Source organism: Acinetobacter sp. P37, from assembly GCF_057480965.1.
The window spans coordinates 1-21,233 of record NZ_JBLIYY010000015.1; the positions used below are offsets into that span (position 1 = coordinate 1).

Consider the following 21,233-nt stretch of genomic DNA (forward strand, 5'->3'; position numbering starts at 1 on the left):
TACACGTGGTGTTGCATACTGCCCGCACTGTGACGGCCCATTGTTTAAAGGTAAACGTGTTGCAGTCATCGGTGGTGGTAACTCAGGTGTAGAAGCAGCAATTGACCTTGCTGGTATTGTAGAGCATGTAACACTTGTTGAGTTTGATACTAAGCTTCGCGCTGACCAAGTCCTTCAAGACAAGTTAAACAGCTTACCGAATACCACTGTGATCATGAATGCATTGTCTACAGAAGTGGTCGGTGATGGTTCACAAGTGACTGCATTGAACTACAAAGACCGTGCAACTGATGAAATCAAAACGATTGAATTGGCTGGTATCTTCGTACAAATCGGTTTGTTACCAAACACTGATTTCTTAAAAGAAACAGCAGTTGAACTTTCAAACCGTGGTGAGATCGTAATTAACGAGCGTAACGAAACCAATGTAAAAGGTGTATTTGCTGCCGGTGACTGTACAACAGTGCCATACAAACAAATCATCATTGCGACAGGTGAAGGCGCGAAAGCTTCATTATCTGCTTTTGATTACATCATCCGCTCTGGTCAATAATTCAATTTAGACAGAACAGCAAAAGCCAGTTTTCGAACTGGCTTTTTTTATGACTGAAAATTCATGTCTTGTTTCATTTATAAATTAGCAATAAAACAAATATTTAACTCTCTGACGCTTTTCATTTACACAATAATGAGCAAAACAAACCGTTTAAAACTTGTACAGCAGCTTATTTGCACATTAAGATAAAACAATCATCACGGATTGATGGTTGACAATAACAACAAGAATGTTGGTCAAATTCGACTAAATGGAGAAAAGCAATGCACTATCAATATCACTGTGCTTGTTGCAACAAAGTATTGGCTTCAAGCGATAAAGAATGTTCCGAATGTGGCTCGCATAATATCCGTAGCCCATATGGCTTTTGGATATTTTGCATACTCAGTTGTTTGGCTGTTGCCATTCTATTTAAAAGTGTCCAAGTGTATTTGCAAAAGCATGATACTGAAGCGACAACCCAACTCAACATCTTTGAAGTACTCAAGCAAGATGGTAAAAATTAAGCTTTTTTACAACAGCCCAATACAGCCCTATGAACAAGCTGGCAATTTGTAAAATTTTAGCTAAGCTGAATTTAAGCACCGTTATAGGGTCGCGTTAAAGTCATTCAAAGAGATAAGTTAAAATGATGAAAGCCTGAATGATTTCAGGCTTTTTTATGCGCTAGCATCGCCCTGCTCACTTATCTTCACGAGGAAAATTCTTTAAACTATGACAATAGCAATGAGGTTCTAGACGATGGTGCAGTTAATCAAAAAAGGCGGTTTACGTGAACGCGCCAATCGTAGCCGATCATACAAAGGTTCTGAAAATACCGAAACCACCCTCAAGCCAAACCGCTATCGTGATCATGCTGAAACCACCGATGTTGCACAAGATCCATCAAATACAGCACCATCCAAAGACCAAGATCAAACCAATCCAGAGCAATAAAATTGGCACATAAAAAAAGCCAAGTTCTAAAACTTGGCTTTCGCTTTGCTGACAGCAATATATTCACTGCCCTTATAGATTGAACATTCTAATTGCGTCGAACCACAGCCAAATTGCAAAAATTAAAAATAACGCCCCTGAAACTACATCAATATAACTACCTGACCGTTGGTAGAGTGCTTTAATTTTAGGCAAAGACATAATCATCATAAACAAACTAAACACAATAAAGGTCTGAATCGGAATAATGACAGCTAGCTGTGCTTTTAGGTTACTACTGGCTGATGAACTCAACGCCAGTGAGAACACACTACTAAAATAAATCAATGTTTTCGGATTGGCTAAATTTGTAAATAAACCTAATAAAAAATAATTTTCAGTTTTCTGCTGACTTAAGGCCTGCCCATCTTCTAAATTGGCTGTTTGATTTAAACTTTTAAGCCCACCACTAAACATCGCCCAACCCATTTTCGCTAAGAAAAATCCACCAACAGCCATTAAAACTTGTTGTATCCATGGAAATTGCTCAACCAGCACCGTAAAGCCCAATAAGGTTAAAACGACCCATATCACAATCCCGACAGAGATTCCCGCAATAATTTTTAAGGTATTTGCACGGGTTGTTGATGCAGCACTTTTAGCAATTAATAATACGTCTGGACCTGGACTCAACTGCGCAACAAAATGAAGCACACAGATGGTGAATAACAGTGACATGCAAGCTGATTCATTTGAATTAAAACGTGAAGATTATATCGCTTGTTCAATTTTTTTGTTGGCAACACAATGTTTATTTTTAGGCCGTATCAAAATTTACGCAAAAAAAAAGCCGAATACACATTCGGCCTTTCATACTGAGTTAATTATTTTTTATTGACATCTTTCAGTTCAATTTGTTTCGCATCTGGCGTCACTTCACGAGCTTCACCATCAATAACGGATGAATCACGACCTGATTGCTGATTTTGCATATCTTGCATTTGACGCATCATATCTGCAAATGGGTTCTGACCTTGAGCACCGCCCATGCCTCCCATATCGCCCATCATGCCACCCATCATTTTTTCCATCATGGCTTGCTGACGCTTCATCATTGTTTTCATCATGACTGCTTTCATGGCATTTTGTACAGGTGGAATCAAAATAAGTAATGCCATAATATCTGAGATTAGACCCGGTAACAGCAATAAGAAACCAGCCAAAATTTTTGGTAAATTTCCAGTTAAAGCTGGATCATTACTCATTTGACCTGCTTGCATTTGCTGCATTTGAGGCATCAGACCTGATGAATATTTACGGATAATATTCATCCCTATAAAGAAGGCCGCCACGAACCAGAAAAAGACATACCACATGCTGCCGACGAGGTCGCCCACACCGATCCAGACAAACACTTCCAGGATCAAGCCTGCTAAAATCAGAAGAAATAATTTCATGAAAATTAAACAAATCTCAGTAAATTAATTTAAGGTGTTGCGTTCAACTGCTCAATCACTATCAAGCTTTTTTGACACGCTTATGTAACAATATGGGCATTATTTTATTTTTAAAGGGCAAATAGGGCAAACATGTCATTAATTATCGGTATTGACCCTGGGTCTCGCCTAACTGGTTACGGCATCATCGAAAAGGATGGTTCTAAACTACGTTTTGTCGATGCTGGCACCATTCGTACCGAAACTACAGAAATGCCTGAACGCTTAAAACGTATCTTTGCTGGTATTGATCGTATCGTAAAGTTTCACGGGCCTACTGAAGCTGCGGTTGAACAAGTATTTATGGCTCAAAACCCTGACTCGGCCTTAAAATTAGGTCAAGCACGCGGTGCTGCCATTGCCGCTTTAACCAATTTAGATTTACAAGTCGCTGAATATACTGCACGTCAAATCAAACAATCTGTGGTCGGCTATGGGGCTGCTGATAAAGAACAAGTCCAAATGATGGTTATGCGCATTCTGAACCTAAGCATCAAACCCCAGCAGGATGCAGCCGATGCTTTGGCTGCCGCAATTTGTCATGCGCATGCGTCTGGTAGTATGAGTAAAATGGCTGTACTGAATGCCTTAGGTGGTATGGCTCGTGGCCGAAGCCGTGTAAGCACTCGACGTCGGTAAATATTCCTCAAATCATATAGCTCAGTAATTCAGACTGTTTTCAAAACCCCACTCAATCTAGTGATCAAACTTAGCGAATCATTTTAAAACCCCTATAGTCTAATTCATGCATTGGAATTTCTTGCTGATCGATTTTAGTTACGTCTGCTCGTAAAGGCCCCACCAGACTGTGTTTAAGTATTTTATGAATGGCGTCTTCAGTTCCAATAATCAGCGCTTCAACTTCGCCCGTCGCTAGATTTTTCACATAGCCATTTAAACCAAGTGCAATCGCTTGCTGTTCAAACCAACGACGATAACCAACACCCTGCACTTTACCTTGAATTCGCAATTTAACTGCATGCATTTTAGTCTTCAACTCCTGAATGATTAACCACATGATAAACCGCTTGGGCCATATCCTGTGCCTGCAAACCTCGCATCCCCGATTTCGCCAATACATCACCTGCTAAAGCATGCAGGCTTACGATTTCATGCAGATGTATTTGCTGATGGAATTGTGCTTTTAAACTTGCAATCATCCCTGCAAGCACATCTCCCATACCGCCTGTACCCATTCCTGCATTACCTGCGGTGCAAATCCAAAGTTGATCTTCGAGTATCAAGCTGCCTGCGCCTTTAAGCACCCATTGACCTTGAAATTTTTCTTTTAAATACTGAATTGCTTGTAAACGATCTGCTTCAACTTCAGCAGTAGTAATACCCAGTAATTTCGCAGCTTCACCCGGATGTGGCGTTGCATAGGTTCGTGCATTCAAATTTTTAGGTGCTTCAGCTAGAAACCATAAGGCATCTGCATCCAAAACAATTTCCAAGGTTGACTGCTGAATCAATGGAAACCATGACTGAAACTGCTGTTGTGCCCAATCGTCACGACCAAGCCCCATGCCAAAGCTAATCGCATCGACATGATCGATCAGTTGCTGAATCACTTCTGTAGTTAAAGCATTGATATCGCGTAGCATAATATTCGGTGCGCGCGCCAAAATTGCGGTGTGATGTCGTGCATCACAAACAACCGTGACCTTACCTGCACCTGCATGGAATGCAGCCTCAGCAGCCATAATCACCGCCCCACCCATTTCAGCATGCCCACCAACTACCAAAACATGGCCATAACTGCCTTTATGACCAAAAGCTTGACGCGCAGGTAAGGCTATTTTCTGCGGCGACAAATACGCAAGTGGCTCTAGCTCTGCATCAGTCGGTATACATGCCATCACCGCAACTTCACCTGCATATTCCTTCGCTTGACCTGTAAATAGCCCTGCTTTTAGACCCAATGCCGTAAAGGTATAATCAGCTTGAAATGCGATGGGTAAAGGCTGCCCTGTATTGGCATGTAAACCGCTTGGAATATCAATCGCAACTTTGAGTCCCGTGCATGCATTTAATCGTTGAATAATGGCTTGCCATTCGCTAGAAAGTTCACGATTGAGCCCTATACCAAATAATGCGTCGATATAAACGTCATAGTCATGCTGAAAATCAAAATGTGTATAGATCTTGAGCTTGTGATCTATCGCTTCTTGTACAGCAGAATGTAAATCTTTCGATGCTCCAATTTCAGCGGCGTAAATATCGACTTGAAAGCCTGCTTGCTGTAGGTATTGCGCTGTAAGATAGCCATCTCCTGCGTTATTGCCCTGTCCACAACATACAGCGATATTTTTTAAATTTTGCTGCTTTAACCTTGGAATGAGTTGCTGAGCAATCGACCATGCGACCTGCTGCATCAGACCATAACTGCTATTGTGCTGAGCAAACCAACGCTGCTCCCAAGCTTGAATACTTTGGCTAAGATAAACAGGGCTATGGTAAACTTGCAGACGCATTGTTTTTCCTTGTTATGATTATGGCCGCTTCAACTCCTGCACAAAAAATTCCTGTCGATCAATATGATCCAGAAACCCTAAAAGCATGGATTAAAGCACAAGCCTTAAATTTAGGTTTTTCTGATTGTGTCATCGCAAAGCCAGATGCTCAAGAGGAACTCCCTCGTTTTAAAGAATATTTAGAACGTGGTTATCATGGCGATATGAAATTCCTAGAGGAAAACCTTGAAAAACGTGCCAATCCCGCACTTTTAGTCCCCGGCACCCGCAGTATTATCTGTGTCCGCATGGATTATTTGGTCGAAACCCCAAAACCACGTTATGTTCCTGATGAGCCAAATGCAGCCATCATTGCACGCTATGCACGAGGTCGTGACTACCACAAAGTCATGCGCGGTCGTCTAAAAACTTTGTCGAATATTATCCGTGAAAAAATCGGAGATTTTGAATCTAGACCCTTTGCCGACTCTGCACCAGTGTTTGAAAAATCCTTAGCTGAAAATGCAGGCATGGGATGGACAGGCAAACACACCTTACTGATCCATAAAAAATCAGGCTCATTTTTTGTATTAGGCGAGCTGTTTACATCACTCGATTTGCCTTTTGATTCGCCGGCAACCAAACATTGTGGTTCATGCAAAGCCTGTATTGATATCTGTCCAACTCAGGCCATCGTTGAGCCCTATATGTTAGATGCACGTAAATGCATTGCCTACTTAACCATCGAATACAAAGGCATCATTCCTGAAGAATTACGCCGTGGCATTGGCAACCGTGTGTTTGGTTGTGATGACTGTCAGCTCATCTGTCCATGGAATAGCTTTGCGCATAAAACTCAAATTGAGGACTTTTATCCACGTCATGGCCTCGACCAAGTGAGTTTATTAGATCTTTGGCAATGGGATGAAGCCACTTTTTTAAGCTGTACTGAAGGCAGTCCTATCCGACGAACAGGCTATCAAAGCTTTATGCGAAATATCGCGATAGGCTTAGGCAATGCACCATACAGTTCAAATATTGTTCAATCATTAAAAAATTCTCGCGAAAAACATGACGCGATTGTGCAAGTTCATATTGATTGGGCAATTGCAGAACAAAACTCAAAAATGCTTTAAGGACTTTTATTCTCTATTTTCCAGATCCTTACAAAGTTTTCATTTAAGCTAAAACTTAGTGACGTAATCCAAGAAAATTAATTTTTTAGCTCAAAATAAACATTGCAGCGATTGTGCTGTCATTTAGCATAACTTTGCAAGCATCTTAAATATCAAAAGTTCTTTGAAAAAGTCATTTCAATGCATTTTAGCTAAATTGCAATGTTACAAAATAGTCTTGGAAGTCTGCAAATTTTACGTATGATGATCTGCATTAGGCAGAAAATATGGATCATTTATGAGCTACCGAAATGACTGGACACATCCAGAAATACAAGAGTTGTATCAACAACCATTGATGGATTTATTATTCCAAGCACAGACCATTCACCGTGAATATTTCCAAGCCAATCATATTCAAGTCAGCACCTTACTTTCGATTAAAACCGGCAAGTGCCCTGAAGACTGTAAATATTGCTCTCAGTCTGCACATTATGACTCTGGATTAGAAGCTGAAAAACGTCTGGCTGTGGAAAAAGTCATCAATGAAGCGAAAGCTGCGCTTGCCTCAGGTTCTTCGCGTTTTTGTATGGGCGCTGCATGGCGCAATCCACATGAACGGGACATGCCCTATGTGCTAGAAATGGTGCGTGAAGTCAAAGCGCTGGGACTTGAAACCTGTATGACCCTTGGCATGCTGAATCAGTCTCAAGCAGAGCGCCTACATGAGGCAGGCTTAGATTATTACAACCATAACCTCGATACCTCTCGTGAGTATTATCCCAATGTCATTAGCACGCGTAGCTATGATGACCGTTTAACGACGCTAGACTATGTTCGCCAATCTGGAATGAAAATCTGTAGCGGCGGAATTGTGGGCTTAGGTGAAAGCCGTGATGACCGTATCGCCTTTTTGATGGAGTTGGCAACGCTGCCGATTCATCCTGAATCCGTGCCGATTAATCTCCTTGTCCCTATTCAAGGTACCCCACTTGCAGAGGTTGAGAAACTTGATGTGATCGAATGGATTCGCACCATTGCAGTCGCACGGATCATTATGCCAAAAAGCTATATTCGACTCTCTGCAGGTCGTGAATCCCTGAGTGATTCAGAACAAGCTTTGGCATTTATGGCAGGTGCAAATTCACTTTTTTCTGGTAAAAAACTGCTGACCACGCCAAATGCAGGCGAAGGCAAAGATCAGCTTTTATTTAGCAAACTCGGTTTAGTGGCTGAACAGCCCAAACCAAATGCTGCACAGCTTTCAACTGATGCCATGCAAATGGCTTAAAATAAGCCCCGAAGTTCGGGGCTTAGATCAATTGAATGATCAGTGATAGGTTTCAATGTGCAATGCAAGAGATGGTGCGAACAAATGAAATGGCTAAATCACCATGAGTAGGGAAAATATATTGTTTACTTAGCAAAGTTATGTGCTGTTATTAAAATTCCATAGCCTGCATTTAAATAATCCCCTTCACGGATGATGTCTTGGCCATTGACATGTTGAACCACCAATTGCTGCTGAATCACATCATAATGAAAAGATTCATAGCAATCTTGATGTTGTAATAACCATGCAATGGTATCTGCCATATTGGCATCGACGGTATAACGCTCGGCTTGAAAATCTTTACTCATATCTGCATAAAAACTGTGAATGTATTTCTATTTTAATGATTTAAAATTTAGCGGCATTAAAAAAGTGAGCTTTCGCTCACTTTTTTTTGGCTGAGACTCTGCATTACTTTGTCACACCGCACTTACGACATTCCTTGTGCGAACCGATTTCTTCCATTTGCTCGTATTCGTAAATATGCATGCAAAATAGTTTTCTGAATAATTGAAGCATGTTGTTAAAACTCCCATTTATTTATTAATTTGCTTCTGAATATTTCGTCCTGAAATATTATGAACATGCCTAAAACACGCCATAGCTAATTTATTATCATATTTTTCCAATGAGTCAAATATCTTTACTTTAAAATGACACAATTTCGGATAATCGGTTATTTTTAAGCCTCCCTTATATTCACCTGAGTTATAAGGATTTTTATTAATATCAACATCACAGATATAGATTAATTTTCAGCAAATTTCGCACAAAAAAACTCCCCCTTAGGAGAGTTTTTTCAAATAGATGATCACATGAGTAACGTTATTCACAAGCCCAGATTTAAACGTTCTGACTGGCAAACTTCGCACGTGCAGCATGCAATTTTTTATAGCTATCAATCAGACGTAAATGACGATCTAAACCTTCAAGTTGCATATTGGTTTCAGTTAAACCGTAGAAGCGAAGACTGCCATCCATTGAACCAATCACTGCATCCATACGTTCGTCACCAAACATACGACGGAAATTATGTTCATAGTCATTGAGATCTAAGTCATCGTCCAATTCAACTTCTAAAACCACATTCATGCATTGATAGAACAAACCACGTTCAACTGTATTAGTGTTGTACTGAAGGAAGGTTTCGACCAACTCTTTTGCTTCTTCAAATTCTTGTAAGGCAATATAGATCAGTAGTTTGAGCTCAAGAACCGTTAATTGGCCCCATACGGTATTGTCATCAAACTCAATCCCGATGAGCGTCACAATATCCGTGTAATCATCCACCTCAAGCTCTTCTAAGCGCTCAACCAGTGATACTAACTCATCTTCATCTAGGCGATGAATGTTTAAAATATCTTCACGGAAGTCCAAAGCTTTGTTGGTGTTATCCCAAACCAAGTCTTCAACCAAATACACTTCAGAATAACCCGGAACCAAAATACGACATGCCGTAGCACCAAGATGCTGGTAGACCGCCATATACACTTCTTTGCCCATGTCTTCTAGAATCGCAAACATCGCTGCAGCTTCTTCCGCATTGGCATTTTCACCTTCAGATGTGAAATCCCACTCTACAAAATCATAGTCTGATTGTGCGCTAAAGAATTTCCAAGATACCAAACCACTTGAGTCAATAAAGTGTTCTACAAAGTTATTTGGCTCAGTGACTGCATTTGAGCTAAACGTTGGTTTTGGTAGATCGTTTAGACCTTCAAAGCTTCGGCCTTGTAGAAGCTCGGTTAAGCTACGCTCTAAAGCTACTTCGAGTTTAGGGTGCGCACCAAAAGATGCAAAAACCCCACCAGTACGTGGATTCATTAAGGTTACGCACATCACAGGGTACTGACCACCAAGTGAAGCATCTTTTACCAATACAGGAAAACCTTGTTCTTCTAAGCCTTGAATACCCGCAACAATACTTGGATATTTGGCTAAAACCGCTTCTGGTACATCTGGTAGAGCCAATTCACCTTCTAAAATCTCACGTTTGACCGCACGCTCAAAGATTTCCGATAAACATTGCACTTGAGCCTCAGCCAAGGTATTCCCTGCACTCATCCCGTTTGACAAGTATAAATTTTCAATCAAGTTTGATGGGAAATACACTGTTTCACCGTCGGACTGACGGACAAATGGAAGAGAGCAAATACCGCGTGCTATATTTCCTGAATTGGTGTCATATAGATGTGTACCTAATAACTCATTTTCTGGGTTATAAATTTCACGTGTATAGTCATCTAAGATTTCAGTAGGTAACTCGCCTTCTGGGCCGGGTTGGAACCATTTTTCATCTGGGTAATGCACAAAGTCAGCATTGGCAATCTCTTCACCCCAGAACTGGTCGTTATAGAAGAAGTTGCAATTGAGACGTTCAATAAATTCACCCAAAGCCGAAGCTAATGCGCTTTCTTTGGTTGAGCCTTTACCATTGGTAAAACACATTGGCGATTGTGCATCACGAATATGTAGAGACCAAACATTCGGTACGATGTTACGCCATGACGCGATTTCAATCTTCATGCCTAAACCAGCCAAAATACCTGACATATTGGCAATGGTTTCTTCTAATGGCAGATCTTTACCTGGAATAAACGTGGTACTGTCTGACGCTAAATTTGGCATAAGTAAAGCTTGTGCATCTGCATCAATGCTTTCTACTTCTTCAATGACAAATTCAGGACCAGTTTGAATGACTTTTTTAACCGTACAGCGGTCAATTGAACGCAAAATACCTTGACGGTCCTTTTCAGAAATATCCGCAGGCAGTTCAACTTGAATTTTGAAAATTTGCTTATAGCGGTTTTCAGGATCAACAATATTATTTTGTGATAAGCGAATATTGTCTGTCGGAATGTCTCGCGCTGCACAATACACTTTTACAAAATACGCTGCACATAATGCTGAAGACGCTAAAAAGTAGTCGAATGGTCCGGGAGCAGAGCCATCGCCTTTATAGCGAATAGGTTGGTCGGCAATTACCGTGAAGTCATCAAATTTGGCTTCTTGTCGAAGGTTATCGAGATAATTAACCTTAATTTCCATGTGGGCACCTAAATATTCTTATGTGTCAGTGCAACACATAAAAATGAAAACATAAGCCGAATAACTCTAGGACATTGACTTAAAAATGTGAGGCCAGTACCAATCTAAGCGCTGTTGGGCACGGTACTGACAAGAATGGGCATTATTATAAGGTTATTTTGACTGTTTGATAACTTTTGTCGTGATTTACATCACGATAGGATTCGGCATTTTGTGCATTTTGATCGAATCCAAGCTCAACTGCTGCAACTACAGCCAATTTGTTGTGTTAGTGTGCAGCCGTGAAGAAAAAGGCTTGTCTTTTAAAAAAATCTTCGCTAGTATGCTTTTCGTCTGAACTTGTTGATAAATAACACATTCAGAATATAGGGCCTATAGCTCAGTTGGTTAGAGCAGCGGACTCATAATCCGTTGGTCCACAGTTCAAGTCTGTGTGGGCCCACCATATAAAACAACCCCTTACGTGCATTAATCGTGAGGGGTTTTTTAATGTTAAAAACTAAATAAAGTCAGTCTAAGCCTTTAAAAGATATGGCAGATAACATATAGATACGTACAAAATTTCAAGCCAACTTGAGTAAGCCACGATTGGTTAATACGAGAAGTGGGTTTCAAAGAAATACATTCAAGAAAAATTTAAAATCTTAAGTTCTAAATACCCGTAAATTAAGTCACGATTTGTTATACTTAAAAGATATTATTTTATTCATTATCAGCAAATGTTTTTTGATTCATGATTTTTAGAGATACTACATATTTCGCATTTTAAAAGCGCAAATATTAAGACTCAACCTGTTCAGGCTTTCTTAAGTCCAAATAAAACTCAACAATTGACCAAATAACAATCAAAGCAAACATAGCAACAGCGAATAACACAGCAGTTAAATAAATCATGCTTGAGTTCTCCGTTAGAAATCGAGTTAAGACCAACAGGCTAAAATTTTTAACCTACGACAAAAGTCTAATAAGAATTTCTGACGGTGCCTAGCCATATTTAGCAAATTTTTAAGAGTATTTTTATCTATGATGATAGCTTTGCTATATAAAATTTAACCGATTTATTGCTAAAAAGTATAATTTTTCAATCCGCCCTTCTTATTCCGATTTGAAATATCTGCACAATTCAGATCAAAGCTCACTTAAATCCTCTTGACTCATGATCCAAACAAGCAGAAATTACACCTTTTTAAAATCACCGTATCACCGACTATGTTGAAAAAGTTTATTGGCGAATCTGCATTTAAATTGGCAGGCTGGAAATACCACGTAGAACCTGATGTTTTAGAAAATAAACAAGTGATCGTCGGCTTTGAACACACCTCAATGATGGATGCTGTTCTTTCACTGGCCCTTTGCCAAATTTACGACATTAAAATTCACACGCTGATTAAAAAAGAACTCTTTAAAGGTCCATTTAAACCTGTTCTTGAAGCGATTGGCGGTATTCCTGTAGACCGTAAAGCCAATAAAGACATCGTGACTCAAATGGTTGAGCATTTTGAAGCTAGCGAAAAATTTAATTTAGTCATTGCTCCAGAAGCGACCCGTGCAGTACGTGGTGAAACACGAAAACCAATTCGTACAGGCTTTTGGTATATTGCTAAAGCAGCAGGTGTGCCGATTGTATTAATGTATGCCAACTCAAAAACCAAACAAGGTGGTATTTTTGGCAAGATTTACCCGACTGAGCTCGATCACGATTTAGCTTTAATTAAGCAACTCTATAAAGATAAAGTAGGTTTAGATATCGTGATCCCAGAACCTAAAAATAAAGACTAAGCACCATTCACGTTTTAACGATATATGTATTCAAAGATATAAATGTATCGTGCTCCACGCATTGTACATTTATATCTTCCTGTTATAACAAGATCAGACTCCCCCTTTTTGCCCGATTCTCATCATAAGAAAAATTACAGTACGGGCGTTTAGACATTTCGCATTATTTTCTCAAATTTGGATATTTTTTTTTCAACTACTCAATTCATGAAATCCAGTACTTTCACACAAAAAAGCCATTATGGTAGAATTTGCTCAATTTGATAGGCATAAGGCCAATCTACAAGGAGCATATTTCGCATGGCGGGTCATTCCAAGTGGGCTAATACTAAGCATCGTAAAGCAAAACAAGATGCAAGCCGCGCTAAAGTATTCACAAAATTTATCCGTGAAATCGTGACAGCTGCACGCTTAGGCGGCGGTGATGTAGCGTCTAACCCACGTTTACGTGCTGTTGTTGAAAAAGCATTAGTTGCAAACATGACACGTGACACCATTAACCGTGCGATCCAACGTGGTGTGGGCGGTGAAGAAAATACCGATCTAAAAGAAGTAACCTACGAAGGATATGGCGTTGGTGGTGTTGCGGTCATCATTGAAACAATGACGGATAACTTGAACCGTACTGTTCCTGACGTTCGTCATTGCTTCTCGAAAACTGATGGTAATTTAGGTACTGCAGGTTCAGTGGCTTATATGTTTACCAAACGTGGTGAGATTACTTTTGAAGATGTTTCTTTAGAAGATCAAATCATGGACATCGCTTTAGAAGCAGGTGCTGAAGACATCGAAGTAGATGAAGATGAAATTCTAGTTATCACCACACCTGAAACTTTCGGTGAGGTTCAGGATGCACTTGCAGCAGCAGGTTTAAAATCTGATAACGCCGAAGTGGTCATGAACCCTTCAACTAAAGCGTTAATTTCAGATATCGAACAAGCGAAAAAAATCATCAAAATGATTGATATGTTTGAAGATCTAGACGACGTTCAAAACGTGTATACCAACGTTGAATTTACTGATGAAGTAATGGCTGAGTTAGAAGCTTTATAATTCAATCGAGTGAAGTATAAAACGCACCCTTCGGTGCGTTTTTTATTGCCTAGCTTTCAACTGTTTGAGTTTATATATGAGGGCTGCATTTAAACCTTATTTAATAAGCCATTACAGTTAAAAACATTATATTGTTTAATTACAAAGCTCGAATGTAATGCAACCACATGTTCAATTTTACCAATACGTTTGAGTAAAATTTCACTATAATTTTCCATATCACGCGCAACGACTTCCACAATAAAATCGGCAGACTGCCCTGTCACTAAAAATGCATTAATCACTTCTGGAATACTTTCAAGTTCTTCTAAAAATTTAGCAAAGGTATCTGTATCATGTTTGCTTAAGGACACCTGCAGCAGCACATGCAAACTAAATCCCAATTTTTGATAATTAATTTCACGTTTCAGACCACTGATAATATTGTGATCAATCAATTGTTTGATCCGACGATGAACTGAACTGACCGATAAATTCACCCGCTCTGACAGTTCATTTAAATTGACATCTTCATGGGTCAAAATTTCTAAAATTTGTTTATCAAAACGGTCTAGTTCCATCAGTCTACTCCAGCCATTTTTGAAAACAGTGCTGATGATCCAGATTCATCAACACCTGTTGTCATTTTCAATGTTATTTTAACTTTTAAAATCAGCATTTATGTGCAAGTTTTCTCATGTATAGCATGATTTATTAAAAATAATAAAGCTCATATGCATTATGAACATAATAATTTGCATATATATCGTGTTTAAATGAATGTTTTTTCATCAAAGTTTAGTTTTTATATTCTAAATAACGTCTTTAGACAACCTACCAATAAAGCTTCTCGATGCATTCCATTGATCTGAATAAATCAATTTCAGATAAAAGGGAAAGATATTTTATTTATATTTTTCAATTTTTTATTTTTACTTTATTTTTCAATGTGCGCTCTATGTCACATTTCTTTTTTTTCACTTATTTACTTGGTTTGGTAATTACATTAAAAAATAGCGGCGGTTCATAAATATACAAAAAAACAAAAACGGAAGAATAAACATGGCAATTAAATCACTGAGTTCACTCAGCTCAAAATTAAGTTCTGTACTAAGTCCTTCCCTACAGCTCAGTACAATTAGCAGCACGGTCAGTAACCTACTTAGCCCACTTAAACCTACAACCAATATCACGGATACACTGACAGGATTATTGGGTAATTTAGGTGGCACAAAGTCTTTTGATTTTAGCGCACTGACTAAATCGCTTCCGCAAGTGATTAGCACGATTCAAAGTCTTACATCCAATAACGGTTCAAATTCGGATGCACTCAAGACTTTGATGACAACACTGCAACCGCTCCTACAAAATTTAGGTGGCAACGCTGGCTCAACAGAGATGAATCAGTTGGTTCAATCCTTACCTACCATTGTCAACAGCTTGCAAAGTTTACTGAGTAGCACCAATAATCAAGGTAATCTTCCTGACAATATCAGCAGCGCTGTAAATGCCATCAAACCACTGCTTGCTATGCTTGGAAGCGCAACTGGGTCAACGGATTCAACGCAAATTATCAATACATTCAGTCAAGTTTTAGAATATGCGCAACCCATTATTCAGATGATTGGGAGCTCGTCTTCTGGAAACATCGACTTTGGGCAAATTGCACAAGGTGCAACGACTGCCCTCCTGCCTTTATTAGCCTCAATCAATAAAGATAACTCAACTATTGATATGGAACAGTTGAGTCATGCTTTACCGACAGTGATTGAAAGTGTGACCAATCTAGTGACCGCCATTTCATCAGCCAACCAAGGGAATGTCCCTGAGACCATTTCAGGGGTGATCAAAGGACTTAATCCGCTGTTAGATTTACTGGCAAAAAGCGATGTCATCGATACGGATCAGGTTCAAACCGTCAAAGCGATTTATGATGTATTAAATAGCGTGAGCACCATTTTGGATGTGGTCAACAATCCATCCTTACTGACGCTTTCAACTGATTTAAATCAAGTAATTGATTCATTGAAACCAGTCATTGCTCTGATGGACAGTAATGGTGAAGCGACTCAGTTCCTCGATCAACTGACCATTCCAGATCTTGGCGATTTACTTGGCAATCTTGCTCCTGAAAAAATTGATCTTGGTTCTATCACGGATCAGTTCAACCAATTGACTGAAAACCTCACGGGCCAATTACCGAATATTAATGACCTATTGGAAAATTTAGGTTCTGCTCAAGGTGATTTTGATATCTCCACCATCATCCCAAGTATTAAGGATGCGCTAGGCAATATCTTCTACCCTGTTATGCCGCTGAATACTTTACAATCCGATAGTATCAGTCCAGTGCTGAATATTTTGGATATTCAACAACAAAGCTATATTTAAGGATTGAATGTCTGATGAAAAAGCGCGCTGTTAGGCGCGCTTTTTTAAAGCAGTATGACGCAAAGTTTTCATATAAAGAGCTTATACACCACGCCAATCTACCCGTGCGTTACGTTCTGTTTGGTATATACGTTGCACATATTGACCTAAAGGCAAATCGCTCAAATAGGCTTTGTAAGCTTTAAACTCTTCTGACAAGGTTTCGCCATGCTCTTTTTCCCACGGCGTTCCAACAATCTCTAATATCGGCGCCAACATTGAACACACTGCAATATCAGCCAAACCTAATCGGTCGCCTACAAAATAACGCCCACCTTGTTCGATCAGACGTTGATTTAAATCAACCACAATTTCGTCCAATCGCTCACGTGAAGCCGCAACCTTATCCGTATCTAATTGATAACCTTTAGAAACCAGTGCCTTTATAATGGGCTTGGAATATTTTTCAAACTGACGTAAATAGCCCTTTTCACCAATTAAAATATCAAGTGATTCTTCACTTTCATTTAATACATGTGCCAACCCCCAACGGCGCACATGTTGGCCTAACTCAATGGAGAGTTCATTAATTTCTAAAGCGTCTTCACGCAGTTTGACATCTGGACGGATCAGACTATGTTCGGGGTAGGTCGCATCCAAGTAAAAGGCGATTTGAGTTGAATCTGCAACCCAATGATCTTGATCACGTAAAATCGGTAATTTGTTTTGCCCTGTTTTAAGCTGTGCAAATGCACGATGTACACCCGGCATTAAATTATGAGCCACATAATCCAACTCTTTATGATCGAGTAACCAGCGCGCCTTTTCACAAAAATGTGAGAGTGGAAACTGGTAGAGAGTTCGCATAAATGCTCCATGTTTTTGTTGTAACTGTAGTTTATAAAACCCAGTAATTTTATAGGGATACTTTAGTCACTGTGTTATTGAAACACAATGTCATTTTTGCACCTATTCTGCATCCGTAGTGCAACTTAAATACCTATCCTGCCGTGAAATGATTTCGATAAAATCTATATTCAATAGCTGATGTTACGCATGTAAAAATAATTTCGCATTTTTAAAGTGATATTTGAGTCCTATTCAACGGAATCTTACATCTAAGGTTTGAATAAAGAGATTAGCCTTCGGCTGGAGGTACTCTTATGAAGCACGCTTCTCATTAGGCAAAATGAGAAGCGAAGCTTCGCAAGGAAACCATCTTGCGGAGCAGTGCTCCTCACCGCAAAATTCGTTCACTAGTGTTAAATTATTCAAAGTATCGCAAAAACATTTTTGATGAGAAGTATTCCCGTCTCAAACAGTTGCGGATGACGTTACCGCGTATCGTTTTTTATTTGAATCAAATTACACTTCTGATGTTACTGCGTAACATCAGTCAATAAGTTATACATTCTCCTGCCCATATCACCTGACTTTATTATGGCTTTCATGTAAAATCATCCACAATTTTTTTATAATACTTTGTGAGTTATTTCATGGGTTTTAACTGTGGTATTGTCGGCCTGCCGAACGTTGGTAAATCAACGCTTTTCAACGCATTAACCAAAGCTGCGATTGCTGCTGAAAACTTCCCATTCTGTACAATTGAGCCAAATACTGGGATCGTACCTGTACCTGACCCACGTATGGATAAACTTGCTGAAATTGTAAACCCACAACGTGTTGTCCCAACCACGATGGAATTTGTGGATATCGCAGGTCTCGTTGCTGGTGCATCTAAAGGTGAAGGCCTTGGTAACCAATTCTTAGCCAACATTCGTGAAACGGATGCTATTGCACACGTTGTACGTTGTTTTGAAGACGAGAATGTCATTCACGTAAATGGCAAAATTGATCCACTTGACGATATCGCAACAATCAACACTGAACTTGCACTTGCCGACTTAGAAGCTGTTTCTAAAGCAATTACACGTCTAGCAAAATCTGCAAAAGGTGGCGATAAAGAAGCGATTGCGACCAAAGCTGTTTTAGACAAAATCTTACCTTTACTGGATGAAGGTAAACCTGCGCGTGCAGCTGACCTTGATGAAGATGAACGTAAATTGGTGCGTGGTTATGGCTTCTTAACCCTTAAACCAACCATGTATATTGCCAACGTTGCAGAAGATGGTTTCGAAAATAATCCTCACTTAGAAGCAGTACAAAAATTAGCTGCTGAAGAAAATGCGATTGTGGTTCCACTTTGCAACCAAATCGAAGCAGAAATTTCATTACTTGAAGATGAAGATCGTGCTGAATTCCTTGAAGCTTTAGGCATGGAAGAACCTGGTCTAAACGTAGTTATTCGTGCAGGTTATGGCTTACTCGGCCTTCAAACATACTTCACAGCTGGTGTACAAGAAGTTCGTGCTTGGACAGTAAAAATTGGTGCAACTGCACCTCAAGCTGCAGGTGTGATTCACACTGACTTCGAAAAAGGCTTTATTCGTGCTGAATGTATTGCCTACAACGACTTCGTTCAATACAACGGTGAAGCTGGCGCTAAAGAAGCAGGTAAATGGCGTTTAGAAGGTAAAACATACATCGTTCAAGATGGCGATGTTTTACACTTCCGTTTTAACGTATAAGACAGTACTCATAAGAAGCCAGCAATTTGCTGGCTTTTTTAATTTCAGGCAAAAGCCCAAGCCAAAAAATAAGCATATTTAAAAACTTAAAACCTGCTTAAAAACAAAATTATATCGACACGAATACATGATTTGGTTGCTGAGTCACCACAGTGCAACGACTTAAATCTCTACCGTTCTGCTATAAATTTACTCATAGGCACTAATGCCTATTTTCATAGAACAATAGCAATGAAAAAAATCAGCACAATTCTAACAGCAGGTATCTTTACAATGCTTAGTGCAACTGCGTTTGCATGTCCACAAGGCACCACACTTACAGGTGGTACAGGTGCAAACCATAAAGGTGGTACTTGTGTTTCCATTGCTAAAGATGCAAAACATCAGGAACGTACTGCTACACATGCAGCACAAGTTGCGCAGCATGATGCAAAAGTCGCTCGACACGATGCAAAACAAGCCAGCCAATTGGCTCAAAGTAAAGTGAAACATAATCAAAAATTAGCAAAACATGATGCAGCTCAAGCACAGCATCTTGCAACACAAGCAAAATCAGAAGCTAAAACTTCAGCCCATGCTGCCAAAGCTGCAAATACTGACGCAAAAGCAAAAATCGCTGCACAAAAGGTCGCTGCGGAACAACATAAAGCAGCTGTTAAATCCTAAACAGTTGAGAATTAACACATCGTAAAAAAAAAGCCGGAATTATCCGGCTTTTTTATTTAAATCATTTATGGGTGAGCAGTATGTAATGCTTTTGCATCCATCTCTGCGCGCTGTCTTCTTGCTTCTGTCAGCATGCGTTGTTCAAGCTCTTTACGAAAGCCTAGTAGAAACACAAACTCAGCTAGAACAAATAAAGGCCCTATTGCCAAGCCAATGACATCATCCATAAACGCAGGCTTTTTCTTTTCATAATAATGACCGATAAATTGGATGATCCAACCCACTACAAAGATCCCCACACTCCAAATCAGCCATGACATAAGGCTCATTTTTTCGATCATTAAGGCTAAGGGATATGTGATTGCAAACATCAAAAGCATAATCAAACCGAAAATTTTATCTAAACTCAGGTAATAAATTACACTGGCAATAATCAACAACAATGCAAGGGTCAGTTCAAAACCTGAAATCATCAGCCCTGCTCGTGCGGTTAGACACATAATTGAAAACACAATAAGCGGAATACCCACAAAATGCGTCAGCACATTTTTTCGATCTAAATGATATGCTGCATATTGGCTCAGCAGTCTTTCAAATTTGCTCATTAACTTACTCCTTGTTCATTCACTCATTTCACTATATAAAAAATGCATCAATAAAGTTGTCATCTAATAGACAAGTTGGACCATAAAATAAGGATATGCTGTGCTGGACGCTCAATATGTGCATCAACTCAATAAAAATGTGTGGTATTCAGGCTTAAATATTTCCTTCCAAGACTTTATCTGCCGCCATGCCCTGACCTTAACTTTCGAAAAAGACGCACGTGTTTTTTTATCAGGACAGCGTTTTAATGGTATGTATGCTGTCTTAGAAGGCGCAGTTCGCTTAGGCTATATTGATATTCATGGCAAAGAAGCGATTGCCGCCATAGCTGAGCCGATTATGTGGTTTGGCGAAATATCCTTGGTTGACCAATTACCACGTTCTCACGATGCCGTCTGTACCAAAAAATCCACCTTATTACACTTACCAGCTCAAGCAATTCAGCAATTATTACAACAACACCCCGAGTTTTGGTTTCATATTGCCCAGCTCACCAGTCAAAAGCTTCGCTATGCTTTTATGGAACTCATTGCCTTACAAACGCAAAGTTTAAGTCAACGTCTCGCACAGCGCCTGCTGTTTATTTTAAATGGATATGGAAATCATTTGGAAATTGAGCAACACACCATACACATCTCGCAGGAACAACTTGCTCAACTTTTGAATTGCTCACGGCAATCAGTCAATCAGGAGCTTCAGCAATTTGAAAAAATGCAGGTGCTTCGTGTTGCGTTTAAAAAAATTGAAATTTTAGATCTAGCGCAGTTACATCAGATTGCTCATGCACTTCCTGTGCATGATGTCTGACATTTGTGATTTAAATAAGTGCATTTAATTGCACCAGAATGATTCTTTATAGTTATTTTGCTTTTATTTGTGGCACTTCGCTTTATCGAGTTTTGATCACGACAATAATTGGCAAACATTTACACTGTCAAAACCATTTGTACATGCTGCAACTTCTTGAGTTGATGCTTCTGATTTGTCTTCAGTCGCTGCTTGTACATTGACCGCTGTAGTCAAAACAGCCAAAACCGATAACTTCATTAATGTTTTTTTCATCTTAATCACCTATTCAACGTCTTTAATTTAACTTACATACTTCATCTTTTACGCAGTAATTTTTACATACTTTATCAAATAATGATAATTTTAATTTTTTATCACATTATCCATACTTTGTATTATTAATATTTTATAGATATTAATTAAAGAGAAGGTCAGACGACTGGCGTTCTAAAATGGGGGATTTTTATCAATAAATTTTTCTCAAAAG

The 21,233-nt window shown here is 39.3% G+C and carries 22 protein-coding genes and 1 tRNA gene; 13 read left to right on the forward strand and 10 right to left on the reverse strand.

Features of this window, described 5'->3' with window-relative positions; translation table 11 throughout:
* From AC25JC_RS13145 to AC25JC_RS13155, 3 genes are all read left to right on the forward strand, one after another.
* Nucleotides 1–553, forward strand: a 553-nt coding sequence (locus tag AC25JC_RS13145; RefSeq protein WP_486924205.1) for an FAD-dependent oxidoreductase, incomplete at its 5' end; no start/stop codon positions are given.
* A gap of 266 nt (nt 554–819) precedes the next feature.
* Nucleotides 820–1,062: a hypothetical protein gene (locus tag AC25JC_RS13150; RefSeq protein WP_486924206.1), complete on the forward strand. Its 243-nt coding sequence runs from the start codon at nt 820–822 to the stop codon at nt 1,060–1,062.
* A gap of 235 nt (nt 1,063–1,297) precedes the next feature.
* On the forward strand, nt 1,298–1,492 hold the full coding sequence (locus AC25JC_RS13155; protein WP_111885752.1) for a hypothetical protein: 195 nt from the start codon (nt 1,298–1,300) through the stop codon (nt 1,490–1,492).
* Nucleotides 1,493–1,564: 72 nt separating this feature from the next.
* On the opposite strand, the gene AC25JC_RS13160 is transcribed toward AC25JC_RS13155, so the two are convergent.
* Nucleotides 1,565–2,209: a LysE family transporter gene (locus AC25JC_RS13160; RefSeq protein ID WP_486924207.1), complete on the reverse strand. Its 645-nt coding sequence runs from the start codon at nt 2,207–2,209 to the stop codon at nt 1,565–1,567.
* A gap of 146 nt (nt 2,210–2,355) precedes the next feature.
* Nucleotides 2,356–2,928 (reverse strand): FxsA family protein, encoded by a 573-nt coding sequence (locus tag AC25JC_RS13165; protein ID WP_078192890.1) that lies wholly within the window; start codon nt 2,926–2,928, stop codon nt 2,356–2,358.
* Between the two features lie 132 nt (nt 2,929–3,060).
* On the opposite strand from AC25JC_RS13165, the gene ruvC reads away from it, so the two are divergent.
* Nucleotides 3,061–3,606 (forward strand): crossover junction endodeoxyribonuclease RuvC, encoded by a 546-nt coding sequence (gene ruvC / locus AC25JC_RS13170; protein ID WP_078189034.1) that lies wholly within the window; start codon nt 3,061–3,063, stop codon nt 3,604–3,606.
* A 70-nt stretch (nt 3,607–3,676) separates the two neighbouring features.
* Here the strand turns inward: ruvC and AC25JC_RS13175 are convergent, their stop codons facing one another.
* Nucleotides 3,677–3,952, reverse strand: a complete 276-nt coding sequence (locus tag AC25JC_RS13175) for an acylphosphatase (RefSeq protein ID WP_486924208.1) — start codon at nt 3,950–3,952, stop codon at nt 3,677–3,679.
* 1 nt (nt 3,953) lies between these two features.
* On the reverse strand, nt 3,954–5,441 hold the full coding sequence (locus tag AC25JC_RS13180) for an NAD(P)H-hydrate dehydratase (protein WP_486924209.1): 1,488 nt from the start codon (nt 5,439–5,441) through the stop codon (nt 3,954–3,956).
* 20 nt (nt 5,442–5,461) lie between these two features.
* Here AC25JC_RS13180 and queG point away from each other — a divergent pair, with 20 nt between their 5' ends.
* Together queG and bioB are read left to right on the forward strand one after the other, a co-directional pair.
* Complete coding sequence (queG, locus tag AC25JC_RS13185) at nt 5,462–6,556, forward strand: tRNA epoxyqueuosine(34) reductase QueG (protein ID WP_486924210.1); 1,095 nt, start codon at nt 5,462–5,464, stop codon at nt 6,554–6,556.
* Between the two features lie 277 nt (nt 6,557–6,833).
* Nucleotides 6,834–7,826 carry a biotin synthase BioB gene (gene bioB, locus AC25JC_RS13190; protein WP_486924211.1) on the forward strand — a complete coding sequence of 331 codons (993 nt, stop codon included), beginning with the start codon at nt 6,834–6,836 and terminating at the stop codon, nt 7,824–7,826.
* A 125-nt stretch (nt 7,827–7,951) separates the two neighbouring features.
* On the opposite strand, the gene AC25JC_RS13195 is transcribed toward bioB, so the two are convergent.
* Together AC25JC_RS13195 and AC25JC_RS13200 are read right to left on the reverse strand one after the other, a co-directional pair.
* Entirely contained in the window at nt 7,952–8,176 is a 225-nt protein-coding gene (locus AC25JC_RS13195; RefSeq protein WP_486924212.1) for a hypothetical protein, read from the reverse strand.
* A gap of 535 nt (nt 8,177–8,711) precedes the next feature.
* Complete coding sequence (locus AC25JC_RS13200; protein ID WP_486924213.1) at nt 8,712–10,916, reverse strand: OsmC domain/YcaO domain-containing protein; 2,205 nt, start codon at nt 10,914–10,916, stop codon at nt 8,712–8,714.
* Between the two features lie 368 nt (nt 10,917–11,284).
* Here AC25JC_RS13200 and AC25JC_RS13205 point away from each other — a divergent pair.
* The 3 genes from AC25JC_RS13205 to AC25JC_RS13215 all read left to right on the forward strand — a co-directional run bounded on the left by AC25JC_RS13205 (nt 11,285) and on the right by AC25JC_RS13215 (nt 13,748).
* A tRNA-Ile gene (locus AC25JC_RS13205) sits at nt 11,285–11,361 on the forward strand.
* Nucleotides 11,362–12,125: 764 nt separating this feature from the next.
* The gene (locus AC25JC_RS13210) at nt 12,126–12,695 is read left to right on the forward strand and encodes a 1-acyl-sn-glycerol-3-phosphate acyltransferase (RefSeq protein WP_078194352.1); all 570 of its coding nucleotides are present in this window, start codon (nt 12,126–12,128) and stop codon (nt 12,693–12,695) included.
* Nucleotides 12,696–12,995: 300 nt separating this feature from the next.
* Entirely contained in the window at nt 12,996–13,748 is a 753-nt protein-coding gene (locus AC25JC_RS13215; protein WP_078194353.1) for a YebC/PmpR family DNA-binding transcriptional regulator, read from the forward strand.
* Nucleotides 13,749–13,837: 89 nt separating this feature from the next.
* Here the strand turns inward: AC25JC_RS13215 and AC25JC_RS13220 are convergent, their stop codons facing one another.
* Nucleotides 13,838–14,308, reverse strand: a complete 471-nt coding sequence (locus AC25JC_RS13220) for an Lrp/AsnC family transcriptional regulator (RefSeq protein ID WP_067763303.1) — start codon at nt 14,306–14,308, stop codon at nt 13,838–13,840.
* A gap of 481 nt (nt 14,309–14,789) precedes the next feature.
* Here AC25JC_RS13220 and AC25JC_RS13225 point away from each other — a divergent pair, with 481 nt between their 5' ends.
* Nucleotides 14,790–16,118 carry a hypothetical protein gene (locus AC25JC_RS13225; protein ID WP_486924214.1) on the forward strand — a complete coding sequence of 443 codons (1,329 nt, stop codon included), beginning with the start codon at nt 14,790–14,792 and terminating at the stop codon, nt 16,116–16,118.
* Between the two features lie 81 nt (nt 16,119–16,199).
* Here the strand turns inward: AC25JC_RS13225 and AC25JC_RS13230 are convergent, their stop codons facing one another.
* The gene (locus AC25JC_RS13230; protein WP_180012150.1) at nt 16,200–16,964 is read right to left on the reverse strand and encodes a glutathione S-transferase family protein; all 765 of its coding nucleotides are present in this window, start codon (nt 16,962–16,964) and stop codon (nt 16,200–16,202) included.
* 629 nt (nt 16,965–17,593) lie between these two features.
* Between AC25JC_RS13230 and ychF the strand changes: the two genes are divergently transcribed.
* Both ychF and AC25JC_RS13240 read left to right on the forward strand, forming a co-directional pair.
* Nucleotides 17,594–18,685 (forward strand): redox-regulated ATPase YchF, encoded by a 1,092-nt coding sequence (gene ychF, locus AC25JC_RS13235; RefSeq protein ID WP_111885996.1) that lies wholly within the window; start codon nt 17,594–17,596, stop codon nt 18,683–18,685.
* Nucleotides 18,686–18,958: 273 nt separating this feature from the next.
* Complete coding sequence (locus tag AC25JC_RS13240; RefSeq protein ID WP_257223712.1) at nt 18,959–19,351, forward strand: hypothetical protein; 393 nt, start codon at nt 18,959–18,961, stop codon at nt 19,349–19,351.
* Between the two features lie 65 nt (nt 19,352–19,416).
* Here the strand turns inward: AC25JC_RS13240 and AC25JC_RS13245 are convergent, their stop codons facing one another.
* Nucleotides 19,417–19,956 carry an Mpo1 family 2-hydroxy fatty acid dioxygenase gene (locus AC25JC_RS13245; RefSeq protein ID WP_180115302.1) on the reverse strand — a complete coding sequence of 180 codons (540 nt, stop codon included), beginning with the start codon at nt 19,954–19,956 and terminating at the stop codon, nt 19,417–19,419.
* A 100-nt stretch (nt 19,957–20,056) separates the two neighbouring features.
* On the opposite strand from AC25JC_RS13245, the gene AC25JC_RS13250 reads away from it, so the two are divergent.
* Entirely contained in the window at nt 20,057–20,764 is a 708-nt protein-coding gene (locus tag AC25JC_RS13250; protein ID WP_486924215.1) for a Crp/Fnr family transcriptional regulator, read from the forward strand.
* Nucleotides 20,765–20,860: 96 nt separating this feature from the next.
* Here the strand turns inward: AC25JC_RS13250 and AC25JC_RS13255 are convergent, their stop codons facing one another.
* Nucleotides 20,861–21,019 (reverse strand): hypothetical protein, encoded by a 159-nt coding sequence (locus tag AC25JC_RS13255; protein WP_227591814.1) that lies wholly within the window; start codon nt 21,017–21,019, stop codon nt 20,861–20,863.
* Nucleotides 21,020–21,233: the final 214 nt, after the last annotated feature.

Bases quoted from the DNA above. Each gene is read 5' to 3' on its own strand.
- AC25JC_RS13165 (WP_078192890.1), bottom strand. From the start codon at position 2,928: ATGAAATTATTTCTTCTGATTTTAGCAGGCTTGATCCTGGAAGTGTTT.
- ychF (WP_111885996.1), top strand. From the start codon at position 17,594: ATGGGTTTTAACTGTGGTATTGTCGGCCTGCCGAACGTTGGTAAATCA.
- AC25JC_RS13160 (WP_486924207.1), bottom strand. From the start codon at position 2,209: ATGTCACTGTTATTCACCATCTGTGTGCTTCATTTTGTTGCGCAGTTG.
- AC25JC_RS13210 (WP_078194352.1), top strand. From the start codon at position 12,126: ATGTTGAAAAAGTTTATTGGCGAATCTGCATTTAAATTGGCAGGCTGG.
- AC25JC_RS13215 (WP_078194353.1), top strand. From the start codon at position 12,996: ATGGCGGGTCATTCCAAGTGGGCTAATACTAAGCATCGTAAAGCAAAA.
- AC25JC_RS13240 (WP_257223712.1), top strand. From the start codon at position 18,959: ATGCTTAGTGCAACTGCGTTTGCATGTCCACAAGGCACCACACTTACA.
- AC25JC_RS13150 (WP_486924206.1), top strand. From the start codon at position 820: ATGCACTATCAATATCACTGTGCTTGTTGCAACAAAGTATTGGCTTCA.
- AC25JC_RS13245 (WP_180115302.1), bottom strand. From the start codon at position 19,956: ATGAGCAAATTTGAAAGACTGCTGAGCCAATATGCAGCATATCATTTA.
- queG (WP_486924210.1), top strand. From the start codon at position 5,462: ATGGCCGCTTCAACTCCTGCACAAAAAATTCCTGTCGATCAATATGAT.
- AC25JC_RS13200 (WP_486924213.1), bottom strand. From the start codon at position 10,916: ATGGAAATTAAGGTTAATTATCTCGATAACCTTCGACAAGAAGCCAAA.
- AC25JC_RS13255 (WP_227591814.1), bottom strand. From the start codon at position 21,019: ATGAAAAAAACATTAATGAAGTTATCGGTTTTGGCTGTTTTGACTACA.
- AC25JC_RS13225 (WP_486924214.1), top strand. From the start codon at position 14,790: ATGGCAATTAAATCACTGAGTTCACTCAGCTCAAAATTAAGTTCTGTA.
- AC25JC_RS13195 (WP_486924212.1), bottom strand. From the start codon at position 8,176: ATGAGTAAAGATTTTCAAGCCGAGCGTTATACCGTCGATGCCAATATG.
- AC25JC_RS13220 (WP_067763303.1), bottom strand. From the start codon at position 14,308: ATGGAACTAGACCGTTTTGATAAACAAATTTTAGAAATTTTGACCCAT.
- bioB (WP_486924211.1), top strand. From the start codon at position 6,834: ATGAGCTACCGAAATGACTGGACACATCCAGAAATACAAGAGTTGTAT.
- AC25JC_RS13155 (WP_111885752.1), top strand. From the start codon at position 1,298: ATGGTGCAGTTAATCAAAAAAGGCGGTTTACGTGAACGCGCCAATCGT.
- AC25JC_RS13230 (WP_180012150.1), bottom strand. From the start codon at position 16,964: ATGCGAACTCTCTACCAGTTTCCACTCTCACATTTTTGTGAAAAGGCG.
- AC25JC_RS13180 (WP_486924209.1), bottom strand. From the start codon at position 5,441: ATGCGTCTGCAAGTTTACCATAGCCCTGTTTATCTTAGCCAAAGTATT.
- ruvC (WP_078189034.1), top strand. From the start codon at position 3,061: ATGTCATTAATTATCGGTATTGACCCTGGGTCTCGCCTAACTGGTTAC.
- AC25JC_RS13175 (WP_486924208.1), bottom strand. From the start codon at position 3,952: ATGCATGCAGTTAAATTGCGAATTCAAGGTAAAGTGCAGGGTGTTGGT.